The organism is Streptomyces sp. NPDC088197, assembly GCF_044741185.1.
Taxonomy (GTDB): domain Bacteria; phylum Actinomycetota; class Actinomycetes; order Streptomycetales; family Streptomycetaceae; genus Actinacidiphila.
Window position 1 is genome coordinate 78,781 of record NZ_JBIUSD010000020.1, and the last position, 18,287, is coordinate 97,067.

The 18,287-nt window shown below is 73.8% G+C and carries 17 protein-coding genes and 1 pseudogene; 14 read left to right on the forward strand and 4 right to left on the reverse strand.

Translation table 11 applies throughout. The features are described from left to right. Positions 1–56: 56 nt before the first annotated feature. The gene (locus ACIOC1_RS32110) at positions 57–1,484 is read right to left on the reverse strand and encodes a PLP-dependent aminotransferase family protein (protein ID WP_401857622.1); all 1,428 of its coding nucleotides are present in this window, start codon (positions 1,482–1,484) and stop codon (positions 57–59) included. Between ACIOC1_RS32110 and ACIOC1_RS32115 the strand changes: the two are divergent. From ACIOC1_RS32115 to ACIOC1_RS32140, 6 genes and pseudogenes are all read left to right on the forward strand, one after another. Further along, a pseudogene (locus tag ACIOC1_RS32115) lies at positions 1,483–2,367 on the forward strand (DMT family transporter); the annotation flags it as partial. The gene ACIOC1_RS32110 and the pseudogene ACIOC1_RS32115 sit on opposite strands and share 2 nt — an antisense overlap. Positions 2,368–2,763: 396 nt before the next feature. Further along, positions 2,764–3,375: a DUF5134 domain-containing protein gene (locus ACIOC1_RS32120; RefSeq protein WP_401857625.1), complete on the forward strand. Its 612-nt coding sequence runs from the start codon at positions 2,764–2,766 to the stop codon at positions 3,373–3,375. A gap of 81 nt (positions 3,376–3,456) precedes the next feature. Beyond that, complete coding sequence (locus ACIOC1_RS32125; RefSeq protein WP_355343774.1) at positions 3,457–4,395, forward strand: M56 family metallopeptidase; 939 nt, start codon at positions 3,457–3,459, stop codon at positions 4,393–4,395. A gap of 41 nt (positions 4,396–4,436) precedes the next feature. After that, positions 4,437–5,123 carry an HAD family hydrolase gene (locus tag ACIOC1_RS32130; RefSeq protein ID WP_401857628.1) on the forward strand — a complete coding sequence of 229 codons (687 nt, stop codon included), beginning with the start codon at positions 4,437–4,439 and terminating at the stop codon, positions 5,121–5,123. Between the two features lie 227 nt (positions 5,124–5,350). Then, positions 5,351–6,037, forward strand: coding sequence for a TetR/AcrR family transcriptional regulator (locus ACIOC1_RS32135; protein WP_355343768.1), 687 nt, complete (start codon positions 5,351–5,353; stop codon positions 6,035–6,037). Between the two features lie 96 nt (positions 6,038–6,133). Further along, positions 6,134–7,507, forward strand: coding sequence for an FAD-dependent oxidoreductase (locus ACIOC1_RS32140; protein WP_401857632.1), 1,374 nt, complete (start codon positions 6,134–6,136; stop codon positions 7,505–7,507). Between the two features lie 159 nt (positions 7,508–7,666). On the opposite strand, the gene ACIOC1_RS32145 is transcribed toward ACIOC1_RS32140, so the two are convergent. Further along, on the reverse strand, positions 7,667–8,092 hold the full coding sequence (locus ACIOC1_RS32145; RefSeq protein ID WP_401857635.1) for an ArsR/SmtB family transcription factor: 426 nt from the start codon (positions 8,090–8,092) through the stop codon (positions 7,667–7,669). A gap of 138 nt (positions 8,093–8,230) precedes the next feature. Between ACIOC1_RS32145 and ACIOC1_RS32150 the strand changes: the two genes are divergently transcribed. From ACIOC1_RS32150 to ACIOC1_RS32170, 5 genes are all read left to right on the forward strand, one after another. Beyond that, positions 8,231–9,325, forward strand: coding sequence for an NADH:flavin oxidoreductase/NADH oxidase (locus ACIOC1_RS32150; RefSeq protein WP_401314042.1), 1,095 nt, complete (start codon positions 8,231–8,233; stop codon positions 9,323–9,325). Positions 9,326–9,419: 94 nt separating this feature from the next. After that, on the forward strand, positions 9,420–10,097 hold the full coding sequence (locus ACIOC1_RS32155; RefSeq protein ID WP_188280927.1) for a uracil-DNA glycosylase: 678 nt from the start codon (positions 9,420–9,422) through the stop codon (positions 10,095–10,097). 25 nt (positions 10,098–10,122) lie between these two features. Further along, positions 10,123–10,962 (forward strand): phospholipid scramblase-related protein, encoded by an 840-nt coding sequence (locus tag ACIOC1_RS32160; protein ID WP_355343755.1) that lies wholly within the window; start codon positions 10,123–10,125, stop codon positions 10,960–10,962. 3 nt (positions 10,963–10,965) lie between these two features. After that, a complete protein-coding gene (locus ACIOC1_RS32165) occupies positions 10,966–12,048 on the forward strand; it encodes an N-acetylglucosamine kinase (RefSeq protein WP_401857639.1) in 1,083 nt (360 codons plus the stop codon). 81 nt (positions 12,049–12,129) lie between these two features. Beyond that, positions 12,130–13,017, forward strand: a complete 888-nt coding sequence (locus tag ACIOC1_RS32170; protein WP_355343749.1) for a hypothetical protein — start codon at positions 12,130–12,132, stop codon at positions 13,015–13,017. A gap of 117 nt (positions 13,018–13,134) precedes the next feature. Here ACIOC1_RS32170 and ACIOC1_RS32175 read toward each other — a convergent pair whose 3' ends face one another. After that, a complete protein-coding gene (locus tag ACIOC1_RS32175; RefSeq protein ID WP_391050247.1) occupies positions 13,135–14,181 on the reverse strand; it encodes a beta-propeller fold lactonase family protein in 1,047 nt (348 codons plus the stop codon). A gap of 83 nt (positions 14,182–14,264) precedes the next feature. Beyond that, positions 14,265–15,830 (reverse strand): FUSC family protein, encoded by a 1,566-nt coding sequence (locus ACIOC1_RS32180; RefSeq protein ID WP_401857642.1) that lies wholly within the window; start codon positions 15,828–15,830, stop codon positions 14,265–14,267. Between the two features lie 145 nt (positions 15,831–15,975). On the opposite strand from ACIOC1_RS32180, the gene ACIOC1_RS32185 reads away from it, so the two are divergent. From ACIOC1_RS32185 to ACIOC1_RS32195, 3 genes are all read left to right on the forward strand, one after another. Next, positions 15,976–16,551 carry an Lrp/AsnC ligand binding domain-containing protein gene (locus tag ACIOC1_RS32185; RefSeq protein ID WP_391164102.1) on the forward strand — a complete coding sequence of 192 codons (576 nt, stop codon included), beginning with the start codon at positions 15,976–15,978 and terminating at the stop codon, positions 16,549–16,551. 661 nt (positions 16,552–17,212) lie between these two features. After that, positions 17,213–17,635, forward strand: coding sequence for a hypothetical protein (locus tag ACIOC1_RS32190; protein ID WP_188284393.1), 423 nt, complete (start codon positions 17,213–17,215; stop codon positions 17,633–17,635). An 11-nt stretch (positions 17,636–17,646) separates the two neighbouring features. Further along, complete coding sequence (locus tag ACIOC1_RS32195; RefSeq protein ID WP_355343736.1) at positions 17,647–18,276, forward strand: cell wall protein; 630 nt, start codon at positions 17,647–17,649, stop codon at positions 18,274–18,276. The last annotated feature ends 11 nt before the right edge of the window (positions 18,277–18,287 follow it).

The following is an 18,287-nucleotide window of genomic DNA, read 5'->3' on the forward strand; positions in this document are numbered from 1 at the left end:
GCGCGCGGAAGGACACATGTGCTGCGCGCGGAAGGGCTTCGCGACAGGGCTGGTGCTCACAGCGCGGGGGCGGTCTCGCGCAGCGCCAGCTCGAAGCGCCGGACGCCTTCGGTGATCTCGACGGCGCCCGTGGTGTAGGCGAAGGTGATCCGTATGTACGGGGCGGGCGACTCGGCGGGGAAATAGGGGCGGCCGGGGGCGACGGCCACGCCCGCGCGGAGCGCGGCGCCGGTCAGCGCGGTCTCGTCGGTGCCGTCGGGCAGCCGCAGCCACAGGTGGTAGCCGCCGGTGGGCACCGGGTCGGGGACCAGTTCCGGCAGGCGGTGCCGGAGCGCGGCGAGCATGGCGTCGCGCCGCTCGCGCAGTGCGGTGGTGACGGCGCGCAGATGGCGCGGCCAGGAGGGCGCGCCGACGAGTTCCAGGGTCGCCTCCTGGAGGGGCCTGGGCACGAAGAAGCTGTCGACCACCTGGATGGCGCGCAGCCGTTCCATCACCGGGCCGCGGGCGATCAGCGCGCCGACGCGCAGATTGGGCGAGGTCGGCTTGGTGAGCGACGCGAAGTGGACGACGGTGCCGTACGGGTCCTCGGCGACCAGGGGCGGCGGCAGTGGGTCGCCGTGGCCGAGCCGCCGGGCGAAGTCGTCCTCGACCACGAAGGCGCCCGCCGCCCGCGCGATGTCGAGTACCTGGCGGCGGCGCCCGGCGGCGAGCACCGCGCCGGTCGGATTCTGGAAGAGCGGCTGGCAGAAGAAGACCCGCGCGCCGCTGGCCTCGAAGGCGTCGGCGAGCAGATCGGGCCGGACGCCGTCCGCGTCGAGCGGGACCGGCACCGGCCGCAGCCCCGCGGCGCGGGCGGCGGAGAGCGCGCCGGGGTAGGTGGGTGATTCGACGAGTACGGCGGAGCCCGGCGCGGCCAGCGCGCGCAGGGCCGTGGTGAGGGCGGCCTGCCCGCCGGAGGTGATCAGCACCTGGGCGGGAGGGACTCCCGCCTCGCGGCCGAACCAGTTCCGCAGCGCGGTGAGCCCTTCCAGCGGCGGCCGTTCCCAGGCGCCGGGCCTGCGGGCGGCGCGGGCCAGCGCGGCGCCGAGCGCCCGCTCGGGCTGGAGGCCGGGGTGCAGATAGCCGCCGTTGAGGGGGATGACGCCCTGCGGCGGGCCGACCAGGCAGCCCAGCACTCCGGAGGCGTCGACCACGCGCGGTGCCACGTCCGGGTCCTCCGCGGTGAGCGCGACCTGCTGCCAGGAGGTGTCGACGGCGGTGGTGGTCGCCGTGCCCTCGGCGGCCCGGTAGGTGCCCGCGCCGGGCCGGGTGACGACCAGTCCTTGCGCGGCGAGCGTCGCCAGCGCCCGCGAGACCGTCACCGGGCTGACCCCGAACCGCTCGACCAGGGCCCGGCTCGACGGCAGTTTCGCTCCCGGTGAGAAGCGGTCCAGCTCTCCTCGGAGGGATTCTGCCAGCGCACTGGCGCTGCTATCGTCATTCATGAAGGATAAGAATAGCGCTACTCCCCGCACCTCAGTAGCGGTCGCGGGCACCGCGCTCGCCTGTCTCGGTGTGGCCGCCTTTTCGCTCACCTTCCCTTCCACCCACTGGGCGCTGAGCGGATTCGGCGCCTGGTCGGCGGTGACGGTCCGGGCGGTCCTGGCCACCGCGGTCGCCGGGGCCTTCCTCGCGGCGGGCCGGGCGAAGGTGCCGGACCGGGAGCACTGGGCGGGACTGGCCGTGGTCGCCTGCGGTGTCGTCATCGGCTTCCCGCTGCTGACCACCCTCGCGCTGCGCACCACCGACACCTCGCACGCCGCCGTCGTCGTCGGCGCGCTCCCGCTGTGCACCGCGGTGCTCGCGGCCGTGCGCACCGGTGCGCGGCCGTCCCGTACGTTCTGGATCGCGGCCGTCGCGGGCGCGGCGGTGGTCACCGCCTTCTCGCTCGGCGAGAGCGGCGGCGCGCCGACCGCCGGGGACGGCTTCCTCTTCGCCTCGCTGCTGGTCTGCGCCGCCGGTTACGTGGAGGGCGGGCGGCTGGCGTCGGTGCTGCCGGGCTGGCAGGTGGTCGGCTGGGCGCTGGTCGGTACGCTGCCGCTCACGCTGCCCGCCGCGGTCGTGTCGCTGTCGCTGGAGCCGGTACGGCTGACCGGCGAGTCGGTCGGCGGGCTGGTGTGGGTCTCGGTGGTGTCGCAGTTCCTCGGCCTGATGGTCTGGTACCGCGGCATGGCGGCGATCGGGGTGACCAGGGCCAGCCAGCTCCAACTCGCCCAGCCCGTGCTGACGTTGGTGTGGTCCGCCGCGCTGCTCGGTGAGCACCTGGGCCGCGCCACACTGCCCGCGGCGCTCGCCGTACTGGTCTGCGTGGCCGTCACCCAGCGCTCCGGCGCCCGGCAGGCGCGGGAAGTACGCAGGTCGCGGGCCGCGGCGCGGGCGCGCGGGGCCGAGGCGCCGGACGCCGGCCCGGAGGCGTTGCGGTCGGGCGACGCGCACGAGATCGTGGCACACGGCGATCCGCGACGGCGCGCGCCGCGGTGACACGCTCCCCCGACTACCCCGATGCGCTCGGGTGTGCGCCCTCGGACCTGGGCAGTTCTCCTGGGACCGCCGAACAACCGTCCGGCGGTCCGGTCGTCACGGACTGGACCGGGCCGGTCGTCACGGACCGGACCTGAACGGACCGGAACGGACCGGACCGGACCGGACCGGACCGGACCGGCCGAGGGTCACCGCACGGACCGGGGCGCGCCGAAGAGGCGTGAGGATGAGGGGGAGGACGGCATGCACGGACCACCGCTGGTGGCCTGGCTGCTCGTGGCGCTCAGCACCGTCGCCGCGGTCGCGTGCCTGCTGCGCCGCGAAGCGCGCGACGAGGCGGTGATGGCGGCGGGCATGGCGGTGATGGCCGTCCCGATGTCCGTCCTCGACCCGCGGCCGTGGGGGACGCCGCTGTTCGCCGTCGTCCTCGGCGTGGTCTTCGCGCTGGCCGGGGTACGGGCGCTGCTGCTGGTCCGGCGGCCCGGCCACCATCTGCACCACTCCGTGTGCTCGGCCGCGATGGTGTACATGGCCGTGGCGATGGGCGGGGCGGCGTCGGCGCACGGCGGCCACGCCGAGCACATGGCGGCCACCGGCGCGGGCACCCCGCTGCTCACCGGCCTGCTGCTGCTCTACTTCGCGGGCTACGTCCTGCGCAGCGGCACCAGCCTGGTCGCGCTCCCGGCGCAGGCGCACGGCGCGCCGGGCGGCGGCCCGCTGATATCCACCGGCCAGGCGGAAGGAGGCGCGGGCGGCGACCGGGACCGTGTCCCGCTGCGGCACGCGCCGGAGGTCGCGGCGGCCTGCCGGGTGGCGATGGCGCTGGGGATGTTCGCGATGCTGCTGACCCTGTGACCGACTCGCTGCCGTGAGTCATGCGTCACATCGGGTCGTGGTCCGTCCCCCGTGAACCGCGCGCCTCCTAGGCTGATCACCATGACGGTCCCGTTCGTGCTGCTGATTCTCGGCGCACTTGCGGCGGCGATGGCGCCGCGTCTGCTGTCCCGTGCCAAGTGGCCGGAACGCGAACCGGTGCTGGCCCTGTGGGTCTGGCAGTGTGTGGTCGCCGCCGTACTGCTGTGCTGCGTGCTGGCCATGGCGCTCTCCGCCTCGGCCGCCTGGGCCGCGGTCCGCGGCAATCTCTTCGCGTTCGCCCCGAGCGGTGTGGTCGACGCCTACGCGCTGTCCGAGTACGGCCGCTGGGCCGGGACCATCGCCGTCCTGCTCGCGCTCGGCGGTGTGTGGACCGCGGCGATGCTCACCCGCGAGGTGCGCGGCACACGGTCGCGGCGCAAGCAGCGCCGCGCGGAACTCCGCGTGCGCGCGCCCCGGCTGCCCGGCGAGACCGTCACGCCCGGCGAGCGCCTGGTGGTCCTGGAGGACGCCCGCTCCGACGCCTGGTGGCTGTCCGGCGCCGAGCCCCAACTGGTCATCACCACGGCCGCGCTGCGCCGCCTGAAGGGCCGCCAACTGGACGCCGTGCTGGCCCACGAGCAGGGACACGTACGCGCCAGGCACGACGTGCTGCTGCACTGCTCGGGCGCGCTCGCGGGCGGCTTCCCGCAGGTGCCGGTCTTCGCCGCCTTCCGTGACCAGGTGCACCACCTGGTGGAACTGGCGGCCGACGACACCGCCTCGCGCCGCTTCGGCCGCCTCACCACCGCCCTCGCGCTGGTCGAACTCAACGCGGAACGCGGTGTCTTCGGCCCCTGCCCCACGCCGCTCGCCGCGCTGCCCGGCCGCGTGCACCGGCTGCTCGATCCCGCGCCCCGGCTGCCGCTCGGCCAACGGGTGCGGATGACGGCCTTCGCGCTGCTGGTCCCGGCGGTCCCGCTGCTGATCGCTTTCGGCCCCGGCCTCGGCGCGCTGACCTGAGCGGCGGCGGGAGAGGCGGGGACCTGGCCGTCAAAGGCGTGATGTTCGACTTCTCCGGCACCCTGATGCGGGTCGAAGCGGCCGAGTCCTGGCTGCGGTCGGCGCTCACCGCCGAGGGGGTCACGGCCACCGACGACGAGGTCTCCGCGTACGCCGGAACGCTGGAGCGGGCGGGCGCGCTGCCCGGCGGCGGACCGCCCGAGCGGATTCCGCCGCGATTGGCGGCGGTCTGGGCCCGGCGCGACACCAGCGCGGCCGAGCACCGGGCGGCGTACGGCGGCCTGTCCCGTACCGTCGCGCTCCCCTGGGATGTGCACGACGCGCTCTACGACCGGCACATGGCGCCCGCCGCGTGGAATCCGTACCCCGACACCGAGCGCGTGTTGCGGGCCCTGCGGGACCGGGGCGTGCCGGTGGCGGTGGTGAGCAACATCGGATGGGATCTGCGGCCGGTCTTCGGGGAGCACGGGCTGGACGAGTTGGTGGACGTCTTCGCGCTGAGCTTCGAGCACGGCGTCCAGAAGCCGGACGAGCGGCTGTTCCGGATCGCCTGCGACGGGCTCGGGCTGGAGCCCGCGGACGTCGCGATGGTGGGCGACAGCCGTGCGGCGGACGGCGGCGCCGCCGCGCTGGGCTGCCCGGTGTTCCTGGTGGACCATCTGCCGGTGACGGCACGTCCCGACGCGCTGCTCGGCGTCCTGGACCGACTGGGCTACCGACTGGGCTGATGCGGCGCCGCGCACCGTACGCGCCGAGCGTTCATGAACCGGCCGCTGAAGGGGCAGGCGCTTTCAGGACACGAGCCTCGATGACAAGCGCTTTCGGGATCGGCGCCGGTCCCGGCGATCCCCCGCGCCGCCGGGCCCGGCACCATCCCCCGTTTCCCGGACAGGGCGAAGCCCGCCGGGTTGCGCTGAGTATATTGGCTCGCAGCCAGTCAACGCAGGAGTAAATAATGTCCCCTCGGAGCGCATCGGTCAATGAAGCTATGCGTCAGCGTTCCCGGGAACGGTTGCTCCAGGCAACCGTGGAGCTGGTGGAGGAACGCGGCTACGCGGCCACCACGCTGGCGGACATCACCCAGCGGGCCGGGTCGGCACGCGGCCTGGTCTCGTACTACTTCGCGGGAAAGCGCGAACTGTTGCAGTCCGCCGTGCACCGGCTGATGCACATGGAACTGGCCGCCGCGCTGGACCGCGAGCCGCGGTCGGAGGACGGCCAGGAACGGATGGCGCGGGCCATCGACGCGATCCTCGGCCTCACGCAGACGCACACCACCTTGATGCGTACGCACATGGCGTCGATCCTCCAGGCGGAGGGTTTCATCCAGTGCCCGGAGCAGCAGAAGCTCGCGGCGCTGCTGAGCCAGGCGGTGGACGGCGCGGGAATCGTGTCGGGACCCGAGGGTCCGGAGGCGGAGTACCGGCTGCTGCGCGCGCTGCTGATGGGCGCGACCGTGGCGCTGCTGCTGCCGGGCGCTCCGATGCCGCTGTCGCGGCTGCGGGCCGAACTCTTCGAGCGGTACGGGCTGGAGTGGACGCTGGGGGTGCCGCCGAAGGACTGCGCGGTGGCCCCCGCGAAGGCCGGCGCGGGCGGGGACGGGGGCGGCGGGGACGGCGGGGACCGGCGACCGGTGGGCTGAAATCGTGCGCCTCGACCGGGCCGCCGGGTGCGGCGCTCTGCCGCGACGCGTCCGGAGGGCGCATGCTGGTGACATCCCGCCGAAGGGAGCACCGTCGTGTTACGCGTCGCAGTCGTCGGTTCGGGTCCGAGCGGGGTGTACACCGCGGACGCGCTCACCCGTCAGGAGTCGGTGCCGGATGTCGCGGTTGACGTGCTCGACCGGTTGCCGTGCCCGTACGGCCTGGTCAGATACGGTGTCGCGCCCGACCACGAGAAGATCAAGTCCCTCCAGGGCAGCCTGCGCAAGGTGCTGGAGGATCCGCGGGTCCGCTTCCTCGGCAACGTCGGCGTGGGGCCCGCGCCGCTGACGCCGGAGCGGCTGCTCGGCCTGTACCACGCGGTGGTCTACTGCGTGGGCGCCGCGACCGACCGCAGACTGGGCGTGCCCGGCGAGGAGTTGCCCGGCAGCTACTCGGCGACCCGCTTCGTGTCCTGGTACAGCGCGCACCCCGACGAGCCGCCGGACGGCTTCGCGCTGCGGGCCCGCTCGGCCGTGGTCATCGGCGTGGGGAACGTCGCGGTCGACGTGGCGCGCGTGCTGGCCCGGCGCGCGGACGAACTGCGGCGCACCGACGTACCGGAGGCGGCGCTGCGGGCGCTCGCCGACAGCCGCGTCACCGACATCCACATGGTGGGGCGGCGCGGACCCTCGCAGGCGAAGTTCACCACCAAGGAGCTGCGTGAGCTGGGCGCGCTGGCCGACACCGATGTGATCGTGCGCGAGGACGAGTTGGCGCTCGACCCGGCGTACGCCGACTCCTCCGGTCTGCCGACTGCGGCCCGGCGCAATGTGGAGGTGCTGCGCTCGTGGGCCGCGCAGCCGCCGCGGGGACGGCCGCGCCGACTCCATGTGCGGTTCTTCCTGCGCCCCACCGCGTTCCTCGCCGACGAGGCCGGGCGGGTGCGCGCGGTCCGTTTCACCCGAACGGGTCCTGACGGGCGCGGCGGTGTGTCCGATACAGGCGGCGGCGAGGAGATCGACGCGGGACTCGTCCTGCGCTCGGTCGGCTACCAGGGGGTGCCGCTGCCCGGCCTGCCCTTCGACACTCGGGGCGCGGTGGTGCCGAACGACGCGGGCCGCGTGCTGCGCGACGGTACGCCCTCCCCCGGCGAGTACGTGGCGGGCTGGATCAAGCGCGGGCCGACCGGTGTGATCGGCACCAACCGGCCGTGCGCCAAGGAGACCGCGGCGGCGCTGATCGCCGACGCGCCGGGTCTGCTGACGCGAGAGCTGTCGGCCGATCCGCTGGCCGGGCTGCGGGCCGCGGGCGTACGGCCGGTCGCCTGGCCGGGCTGGCTGGCGATCGAGGCGGCGGAGGCGGAGTGGGGCCGTTCCCTGGACCGGGGGACGGTCAAGATCCCCGACTGGGAAGGGCTGTTGACGGCGGCGGGCCACTCGTCGTCGCCACCCGCCGAGGGACCGGCCTGACGCCCCGTCACGGACGGGACGGATCGAGGCGCGTCGAATCCAGCCACTCGAAATCCGGGCACTCGAATCCGGGCACTCGAATCCAGGGACTCGGATACAGGCACTCGGATACAGGCACTCGGATACAGACCTTGGATCCGGGCGCCCGACGCCCCACGGTCAGCCGTCGAGCCGGGCCGCCTGGCGGGCCGCCGCGTCGAGGACGCGGTCGAGCAGACCGGGGAAGAGCGCTTCGAGGTCGTCCGTGCGCAGCGCGTTCATCTTGGAGGTGCCGCGGTAGATCTGGCTGATGACGCCCGCCTCGCGCAGCACCCGGAAGTGGTGCGTGGTCGTGGACTTGCTGACCGGCAACGGCACGTCGGAGCAGGCCACTTCACCGTGGGCCGCGGCCAGATTGCGGACCACGATCAGCCGCATCGGGTCGGACAGCGCGTGCAGCACCTCTTCGAGCCGGATCTCCCCGGTGCCGGGGTGCTCCAGCGCGCGCCCGGCGGCGGCCGGGGCGTCGGGGCCCGCAGCCGACACCGACGACGACGGTGCCGGTGCCGGTGGCGGTGGCGCGTGGGACGGAATCGGGAGTGTCATGAACGTCATATTACGATACCCGTCGTAGTTTGACGTCTGCCGTACTACGGCGTCTATCGTAGAAGCCGTCACCAGTGCGCGGCGACAGGCCCCGACCGGTGGAGCCCCGCGACGGAGTCCGACGACGAGGAGAGTGCCGTGAGCGCGCTGTTCGAGCCCTTCACCCTGCGGTCCGTGACCATTCCCAACCGGGCCTGGATGGCGCCGATGTGCCAGTACTCGGCGGCGACCGAGGGGCCCGACGAGGGAGCGCCCGGCGACTGGCACTTCGCGCACTACGCGTCGCGGGCGGTCGGCGGCGCCGGACTGATCCTGGTCGAGGCGACCGCGGTCAGCCCCGAGGGCCGGATCAGCCCCGCCGACCTCGGGATCTGGAACGACCACCAGGTGGCGGCCTTCAGCCGGATCACCCGCTTCCTCAAGGACCACGGCACCGTGCCCGGCATCCAGATCGGCCACGCCGGACGCAAGGCGTCCACGGACCGGCCGTGGGCGGGTGGCGGCCCGCTGGGCGCGGACGAGCGCGGCTGGCAGCCGGTGGCGCCGAGCCCGGTGGCGTTCTCCGACGAGTCCAAGGTGCCGACCGAGCTGTCGGAGGCGGACATCAGGGATGTCGTCGGGCAGTTCGTGGCCGGGGCCCGGCGCGCGCTCGCGGCGGGCTTCGAGGTGCTCGAACTGCACGGCGCGCACGGCTATCTGATCGGCGAATTCCTCTCACCGCACAGCAACCACCGCACCGACGGCTACGGCGGCGCCTTCGAGAACCGGATCAGGTTCGCGCTGGAGACGGTCGACGCCGTGCGCGAGGTCTGGCCGGAGGAACTGCCGCTGTTCTTCCGCATCTCGGCCACCGACTGGCTGGAGGACGGCGGCTGGACGGCGGACGAGACGGTCCGCTTCGCCAAGGAGCTGCTCGTGCGCGGGGTCGACCTGCTCGACGTGTCCACGGGCGGGAACGCCGCGGGCGTACGCATTCCGCTCGGCCCCGGCTACCAGGTGCCCTTCGCGGCCCGCGTGAAGGCCGAGACCGGTCTGCCGGTGGCGGCCGTCGGCGAGATCACCCACCCCCGGCAGGCCGAGACGATCCTGTCCACCGGCCAGGCCGACGCCGTCCTGCTCGGCCGCGAACTGCTGCGTACGCCGAACTGGCCGCTGCACGCCGCCCGTGAGCTGGGCTCCGAGGTGGCGGTGCCGCAGCAGTACGGGCGGGCCTTCCGCCGGGCCGGTATCTGACCGGTCCTGCCCGGCGGTCATCGGCGGCGTCGTTGCGTGGGCGGGTCCGATCCCCGTCCGCGGCACGGCCGTTGAGCCAGTAGAGTGACGGACCGTGACAGCGCGACCATTGAACGAGATCGTCGAAGCGGGCTGGGCGAAGGCGCTCGAACCGGTGGCGGACCGGATCGCGGCGATGGGGGACTTCCTCCGCGCCGAGATCGCCGCGGGGCGTACGTACCTTCCCTCCGGTGCGAACGTACTGCGCGCGTTCCAGCAGCCCTTCGACGACGTGCGGGTGCTGATCGTCGGGCAGGACCCGTATCCGACCCCGGGGCACGCGGTGGGGCTCAGTTTCTCCGTCGCGCCGGACGTACGGCCGCTGCCGGGCAGTCTGGAGAACATCTACCGCGAGCTGGGCTCCGACCTGGGGCTGCCGCGGCCGTCCAACGGGGATCTCACGCCGTGGACCCGGCAGGGTGTGCTGCTGCTCAACAGGGCGCTGACCACCGCGCCCCGGCGGCCCGCCGCGCACCGCGGCAAGGGCTGGGAAGAGGTCACCGAGCAGGCGATCAGGGCGCTCGCCGCCCGGGGCCGTCCGCTGGTCTCCGTGCTGTGGGGCCGGGACGCCCGCAATCTGCGGCCGCTGCTCGGGCAGTTGCCCGCCATCGAGTCCTCGCACCCCTCCCCCATGTCGGCCGACCGCGGCTTCTTCGGCTCACGGCCCTTCAGCCGCGCCAATGATCTGCTGGTCCGGCAGGGTGCGCAGCCGGTCGACTGGCTCCTTCCCTGACATGTCTTGACGGTACTCTGCCCGGGTGACGACGCATCCCAATACTCCGGCGGGCTGGTACGCCGACCCGCAAGGCACTCCGAATCTGCTCCGCTACTGGGACGGCAAACAGTGGACGGAGCACACGAACCCCGGCCAGATTCCGCAGCAGCAGCAAGGCGGCGGCAACGCGTGGGAGGTGAATGTCAGCGGCGCCCCCGACCCGTCCAAGGTCCAGCGCCAGGTGCAGCAGCAGGCCGGGATAGCGCCGACCTCGTTCGGCGGCGGCACCCTGTTCACCGAGCCGATCCTGGTGGTGAACCAGAAGGCCAAGCTGATCGAGCTGGTCAACGAGTACAGCGTCTTCGACCAGCAGGGCCGTACCCTCGGCTCGGTCGTCGAGATCGGGCAGAGCACGGCGAAGAAGGTGCTGCGCTTCGTCTCCAGCGTGGACCAGTTCCTGACCCACAAGCTGGAGGTCAGGGACGCGCACGGGCAGCCGCAGTTGGTGCTCACCCGGCCCGCGAAGTTCATCAAGTCCAAGGTGCTGGTGCACCGCTCGAACGGTGAGCCGCTCGGCGAGATCGTGCAGCAGAACGCCTTCGGCAAGATCAAGTTCGCGTTCATGTACAACGGCCAGCAGATCGGTGCCATCAAGGCCGAGAACTGGCGGGCGTGGAACTTCGCCATCGTGGACCACACGGAGACGGAGATCGGCCGGATCACCAAGACGTGGGAGGGCCTGGCCAAGACCATGTTCACCACGGCGGACAACTACGTCCTCCAGATCCACCGGCCGCTGGCCGACCCGCTGCTGAGCATGGTCGTCGCCTCGGCGCTGACCGTGGACACCGCGCTCAAGCAGGACTCGCGCGGGCTCGGCTGATCCGTGCCCGCTTCCGCTGACTGGGTGCTCGGGATCGACTCCGGCGGTTCCGGTGTGCGGGTGGCCGTCGCCCGCGCCGACGGCACCGAGGTGTCCGCGCCCGCCGTCTCGGCCCGCCCGGCCGTGACCGGCGAGCGCGGGATCGACGCCGCGAGCCTGCTCGACCAGGTCGTGCCCCTGGTGAACGGCCTGCTGGACAAGGCCGGGGCCGGCACGCTGGCCGCCGCATGCGTCGGCGCGGCCGGTATGGCCACACTCGGCACCGACCTGCGCGCCGTGCTGCCCGACGCCCTGGCCGCCGCCTTCGGGGTGGAGTCGCTGGCGCTGGCCGGTGACGCGGTGACCGCGTACGCGGGCGCGCTCGGTCTGCGGCCGGGCGTCGTCGTCGCCGCGGGGACCGGCATGATCGCGCTCGGCACCGCGGCCGACGGCCGCGGCTGGCTGCGCGCGGACGGCTGGGGCCATCTGCTGGGCGACGCGGGCGGCGGGTCCTGGATCGGCCGCGCGGGCCTGGACGCGGCGATGCGCGCGCACGACGGCAGGGCGGGCGGCTCCACGGCGCTGCTGGCCCGCGCGGAGGACCGTTTCGGGCCGCTCGACGGGATGCCCGCACGGCTCTACCCGCGCCCCGACCGGCCCGCCGTACTGGCCTCGTTCGCGCCCGACGTGGCCGCCTGCGCCACGGGGGGCGACCCGGTGGCCTCCGGCATCCTGCGGGCCGCCGCGACGCACATCCTGGAGTCGGCGGCTGCCGTACGGCCGGACGCCGCCGCGGTGGACGTGGCGCTGACCGGTGGCCTGTTCAAGATGGGTGAGCCGCTGCTCGGGCCGCTGCGCGAGCGGGCCGGGCGGATGCTGCCGGACGCCAGGCTCGTACCGGCGGCCGGGGATCCGCTGGACGGCGCGCTGCTGATCGCGGGGGCGCTGCACCGGGACGCGCTGCCGCTTCCGGCCGACCCCGCGCTGCTGCGGCTCGTCTCCCGTGCCGCACCGGCCCGTTCGCGTACCGCACCGGTTCGTTCCGGTGCCGACGCGGCGCGTTCCGGCACAGCTCAGACTCGTTCGATGACCGAACGTGAGCGGTGAAAGGGACAGATCAGGACAGGTCTGCCGCGGCTCCGACCCGGCCGAACATCCAGGCGCCCCAAGGCGTTAGCATGCGTCGCCATGAGCACTGCCACAGGGCCCGCCTCCGGCCTTCCCGTTCGAATGCCGCGCCCGCGCCAGCCGGGACGTCACCGCCGACCGGAGGCGCTGGCCGCGCCCGAGGGCGCGCCGGTGCTGGTTCTGGCCGTCCCCGGCACTCCCACCGCCGCCGCGCTCAGTCTGGCGGAGGAGGTCGTGAGCATCGCCCGCTCCGAGCTGTCGGGACTCGATCCGCGGATCGGCTTCGTCGACGGTGAGGACGGCGCGGAGACCGAATTCCCGGCGCTGCGGGGCGTCCTGGCCGCGATCGCGGACGAGCGGTCGGGGGAGGACACCGCGGCCGTCGTCGTCCCGCTGCTCGCGGGACCCGAGGCTTCGGTGCTGCGCAGGATTCGGCAGGCCATCGCCGACACCAAGGCGCAGGTGGAGCTGACCGACGTCCTCGGTCCGCACCCGCTGCTCGCCGAGGCGCTGCACGTCAGGCTCGCCGAGGCGGGTCTGGCCCGCGCCGACCGCGCCCGGCTGTTCACCGTGGCGACCGCGGCCGACGGGATCATCCTGGCGACCGTCGGCGGCGAGGAGGCGGCGCAGGCCGCGGGTGTGACCGGGCTGCTGCTGGCCGCGCGGCTCGCCGTGCCGGTGCTGGCCGCCGCGCTCGACGAGGACGGCTCCATCGCTCGGGCGGCGGAGCAGTTGCGCTCCTCCGGCTCCGGTCGGCTCGCGCTCGCCCCGTGCCTGATCGGCCCGGAGATCGCGCCGCAGCTCCTGCACACCGCCGCGGCGGAGGCGGGCTGCTCGGGCGCCGACGCGCTCGGCCCGTACCCGGCGGTCGGCAAGCTGGTGGTCACGCATTACGCGGGCGCGCTGGGCATCGCGATGCAGCAGCAGGAGAGCGCGCCCTCGCACTGAACGAGGCGGCGCGTCGACACGGCGACGACAACGGCGCGGGCGGGCGGTCCTGTCGAAGGACCGCCTGCCCGCGCCGTTTCCTCGTCGTGCGGGCCGCGCGAGCCCGCCGCCGCAGTGTCAGGGCCGGGCGAAGAGCACGCAGGACACGGCGGGCAGCGCCAGCGAACCGGCCTGCTTGGGGATGCCGGTGCCCGGGTCGACGTCGAACCAGGTGACGTCGCCGGAGCGCTCGTTGGCCGCGTACAGCCGGGTGCCCGACGGGTCGAGGGTCAGGTGGCGCGGCCAGTCGCCGCCGCAGCTCACGGTGTCGAGCAGTTCCAGCCGCTCCCCCGTCTCGTCCAGGGCGAGCACCGCGATGCTGTTGTGGCCGCGGTTGGCGGCCCAGGCGAAGCGGCCGTCGGGCGAGACGACCAGTTCCGAGGGGTAGTTCTCGCCTTCGGTGCCGTCGGGGAGCACGCGGACCTCGGCGAGCGGGCGCAGGCTGCCGATGGAGGGGTCCCAGCGGCAGACGGTGACGACGGAGTCGAGTTCGTTCATCACATAGGCGTGGTGGCCGGCCGGGTGGAAGGTGAGGTGGCGCGGGCCGATCCCGGAGCGCAGTCCCAGCTCGCGCTCGATCTCCAGCTCGCCGCTGTCGGTGTCCAGTTCGCAGACCCGCACCGAGTCGGTGCCGAGGTCGACGCTGACCGCCCAGCGTCCGCTGGGGTCGGTCAGCACGGCGTGGGCGTGCGGCCCGGTCTGGCGCTCGGGGTGGGGGCCGTCGCCCTCGTGCTCCAGCAGTGAGCGCAGTCCGCCGAGCGCGCCGTCCTCGCCGATGGACAGGACGCTGACGCTGCCGGGCTCCGCGTAGTTGGCCGTGAGCAGGTGGCCGCGGTGGACGGCGAGGTGGGTGGGCCAGCCGCCGTGCACCTGAACGGGCGCGCCGAGCAGCCGGGGCGCGGCCGGGTCCGCGAGCGAGAACGCGGCGGCGGTGCCCTCCGGCTCGGTCTCGCCGACCGTGTAGAGCGTCCGCCCGTCGTCGGACAGGGCGAGGAAGGACGGATTCTGCACCTCGGCGTTGTCGCCGAGCGCGGTGAGCGCTCCCGTGTCCGGGTCGACGGCGGCCGTGGTGAGCCCTCGCCCGCCCGCCGAAGTGAACGACCCGATGTAAACGTGCCCGGCCACTGCCGTACCTCTTCCGCCTGATGTCTGTACGGCGGCTGAGATTAGTACCTGACGGCGGCCGCGTCGCCCCCGGGTCCCACTGGTCAGGCGGCGAGCGGCGCCCGGGGGTCGGCGTGCAGGGGGGCCGCGAGGTCGGTGAGCGCCGTTTCCAGGACCCGCAGGTGGCCGAGCGCGCGTTCGGCGTGCGGATGTCCCGCGCCGTCCCGGGGCGTTTCCGGCCGCGGTTCCGGTGCCTCGACACCGCGTACGACCAGGCGGCGCACGGCGTCCTCGACCCGTCGGCAGGCGGCCGACAGCCGCTCGTCGTGGCCCGCTTCGGGGTGGGCGACGACCTCGGCGAGGCCGCGCACCTGGTGGGCGCAGGCGTCGAGGAGGCGCAGTACGTGACCGGCCCGCGCTCTGCGGGCCCGCAGGGGGCTCAGCGGGTGCACCAGCGGCGCCAGGCAGGCGCGTACCCGGCCGAGTACCAGGTCCAGTTCGGCGGCGCGTCCCGCCAGGTCGGCGCCGGGTTCACCGGCGAGGTGCCGGGCGGCCTGCGCGGTGAAGTCGCGTACGGATTCCAGGGCGCGCTGGATCCAGGCGTCGGTGGCGGCGTGCGTGGTGACCGGCAGCACCAGCAGCACGGCGAGGGCCGCCCAGAGCGCGCCCGCCCCGGTCTCCTCGAGGCGCAGCAGGAGCAGCGCCGGGTGCAGGACGCCGAGCAGCCCGTAGAGGGAACCGGCCATGACGGTGACGAAGAAGGTCATCCAGGAGTAGGAGACGGCCGCGCTGTAGAAGATGCCGAAGACGCACACCGCGACGAGGACGGCGGACGGTACGGGGGCGCCGTGCAGGGGAAGGGCGAGGGCGAATCCGGCCACGATGCCGAGCGCGGTGCCGAGCACGCGGCGGAAGCCGCGCACCAGGGTCTCGCCGCGCGACGCCGTGTTGACGAAGATCCACCAGGAGGTGGCGACCGCCCAGTACCAGCGGTCCTCCGACAGTGCCTGGCCGAGCGCGAGGGCTCCGGCCGCGGCGGTCGCGGCCTGGACGGCCTGCCGGGTGGTCGGCCTGCGCAGACCGGGCGGTTGGACAAGAGATATGGCCGGTACGGGAGCGGCGCCGCGTTCGTAGCACCACAGGCCGAAGCGGACGGTGGCGGCGACGGCGAGGCTGAGGCCGATCGCCGCGTACAGCTCGGGGAGTTCGGCCGGGACGGCGTGCAGGAACTGCGCGATGAAGAACATCATGAAGCCGAAGACGCCGAGCGCGTGGCCGCGGGCGCCCCAGCGGCGGACGTAGACCCCGGCGAGGACGACGGCGACGAAGGCGGCGTCGCGGGCGAGCGGGTACGGGTGCAGCCAGGCCGCGGCGGTGAGCACCGGCAGTCCGGTCAGGGGCATCAGGGCGGTGGTGACCGCCTGCTGGCCGACGCGGGCGTCGGCGACGACGAAGAAGGCGAGCAGCGCGGCGAGACCGCCGCCGCACATCGCGGGCAGCGGAAATCCGGCCAGGCCCGCCGCGGTGACGGCGAGCGCGATGCCGAGGACGGCGCGGGAGGCGTGGCGCAGCCGCGCGCGGCCCGGATCCGGTGCGACGAACAACTTCTTCACGTGTGCGGTTCCACCCCTGTCCGGTACGGGTGCCCGGCGGCGGTCGGCGCCGGACATGGCAAAGGCGTTGCGGAGGACCGCAACGCCATCGTCACCACCAGGAAAGCACCCGAGCGGGCAGTGGCTCAAACTGGTCGCTCGGTGCTGTGCCATTGGTACGGTGAGGGTGCCCTGTCATCGACCATGAGGAGACCAGTGGCCCATGGCCGTCGACGCACTGGACACCCGCATCCTGCGGCTGCTGCTGGAGCAGCCGCGCACCAGCGTCCGTGAGTACGCCCGCATACTCGGCGTGGCCCGCGGCACCCTCCAGGCCCGGCTCGACCGGCTGGAGCGGGACGGGGTGATCACCACGGCGGGACCACGCGTGTCGCCTGCCGCGCTGGGCCACCCGGTGCTGGCCTTCGTGCGGATCGAGGTGACGCAGGGGCGCCTGGACGACGTGGGCGAAGCGCTCGCGGCCGTGCCGGAGATCATCGAGGCGCTCTCGATCACCGGCGGCGGGGATCTGCTCACCCGGGTCGCGGCCCGCGACAACGCCCATCTGGAGGACATCATCCAGCGGCTGATCCAACTGCCGGGCGTGGTCCGCACCCGTACGGAGATCGCCCTGCGCGAGCGGGTCCCGTACCGCGTGCTGCCGCTGGTGGAGGCCGTGGGCCGCAGCGCGGCGACCCGACGCCAGGGCGGACCGGGCGGCAGGGCGGCCGGGGTCCCGGGGCCCGGCGCCGGATCGGGCGACGGATCAGGCGGTGGCGCTCAGCGGGCGACCCGGTAGCCCTTCACCGCCGGGCGACACCCCCAGCGACCGCGCCCGATACGCGGGCGGCAGATCGTAGGCGTACGCGAGCCGCCGTGGCCGCGGCTGGCTGGATCACGACATCCCGGGCACCCCGCGGAAGACGGCCCACGCGTCCGCGCGCCGCGCCGCGGCCGTGATGCCCGAGGCCATCGCCCGGTACCCCGCACCGTACGGCTCGTGCCGCCCGCCCCAAGGGCCTCTCGTGTCTCCCGCCCTCTGGCGGACGCGCGTAGAAGCGCGCATCATGGCCGTGTTCCACCATCACTGCCGACCCATCCGACGCACACCTTGTCATGGGCATGCAATTCTCCCGGCGTCCCCACATGCCCCGGACCCCCCACAGGACCCGCGCCGCCCTCAGCACTCGCAGCACCCGAACCCCCCACTGTCCCCGCACGCATCGAGCGCACCACGCGCCTCGCACATCCGCGCGATTCACGCCACACCGCCCCACCGCCTCGCGGCCCCGCCCGTCGCCCCACCTCCCCCGCGAGCGCGCGCATCCCGGACGCCGAACACCCAGCACCGCCGCCGTCCCCACCGGCGGCCCCGTGTCACGTGTCACGCATGGCGCGGCACGCACCTTGTGTTGTCATGCGCAGGTCACAACACCTGCGCGCGAGCGAAGGGAATCGACATGGCTTGCGGATCGACCAGTCTCTGGGCAGGTGAGACCACCTGGTTCTGCTGCGGCAGCGCCTGGGGCCCCTGCGGCAGCACCGGCACCGGTGCCTGCGGCACCTGCCAGTCCAACGCCCACCAGGCGGCGTGGCCGAACGCCTCCCAGGCGTGCTTCGACATCACCCGGCCCGACCTGTGCGGTGAGACCATCGCGCGCCGCGGCTGCGGCTCGGTGATGAACGTCAAGCACCAGTGCTCCGGCGCGACGGTCTGCGTCACGGTCTCCGACTGCGGACCGCGCACCAAGAGCTTCTGCGGCGAGTCCGCGTGCTGCAACGGCGTCTGCCGCACCAACCGGGTCATCGACCTGACCCCGGCCGCGTTCTCCGCGATCGGCAATCTCAGCTCCGGCAAGCTCCCCGTCTACATCTACGAGTGAGGAGGACCGACATGAGCCACGACCAGAATCCCGCGGGCCGCGGCCGGATGGACCGCCGGCGCTTCCTCACCACCGCCGCGCTCGGCGGTGCGACCATCGTCGGCGCCACCGCGCTCGGCGGCATCGACGCGGACGCCGCCTTCGCCGCGCCGATGCCGTCGCTCGACCCGGCGATCTCCAAGTCGGCGTTCGCCGAGGGCCGGATCACCGCGATCAACGGCACCGTGCTGGAGGTCGCCGGCTCCTACGGCGACCAGCACCTCATCCAGCTCACCAACGCCACCAGCGTCTGGAAGCTGCGCCCCACCACCGCGGCGGAGATCAAGGTCGGCGACGGCCTGTACGCGCGCGGTGTCGACATGCCCGACGGCACCATCGCGGCCGACGCGGTGTGGGTCAACATCGTGAATCTCTTCTGCGAGATCCAGGGCATCGCCAAGGACCGGCTGCACCTCACGCACGGCAACAACCACGCCGTCGTGGGCCGGATCGTCACCGAGACGACCACCGCCTCCTACCTGGGCGGCGCGCTCACCTCGGACCTGTCGCGGGTGCGGATCGGGCAGTCGGCGCAGATCCTCGGCGCCTGGCGTCCCGAGGACGACACCGTCGACATCGCCCGCGTGACCGTCGGCCACTAGGAGGGAGCGCG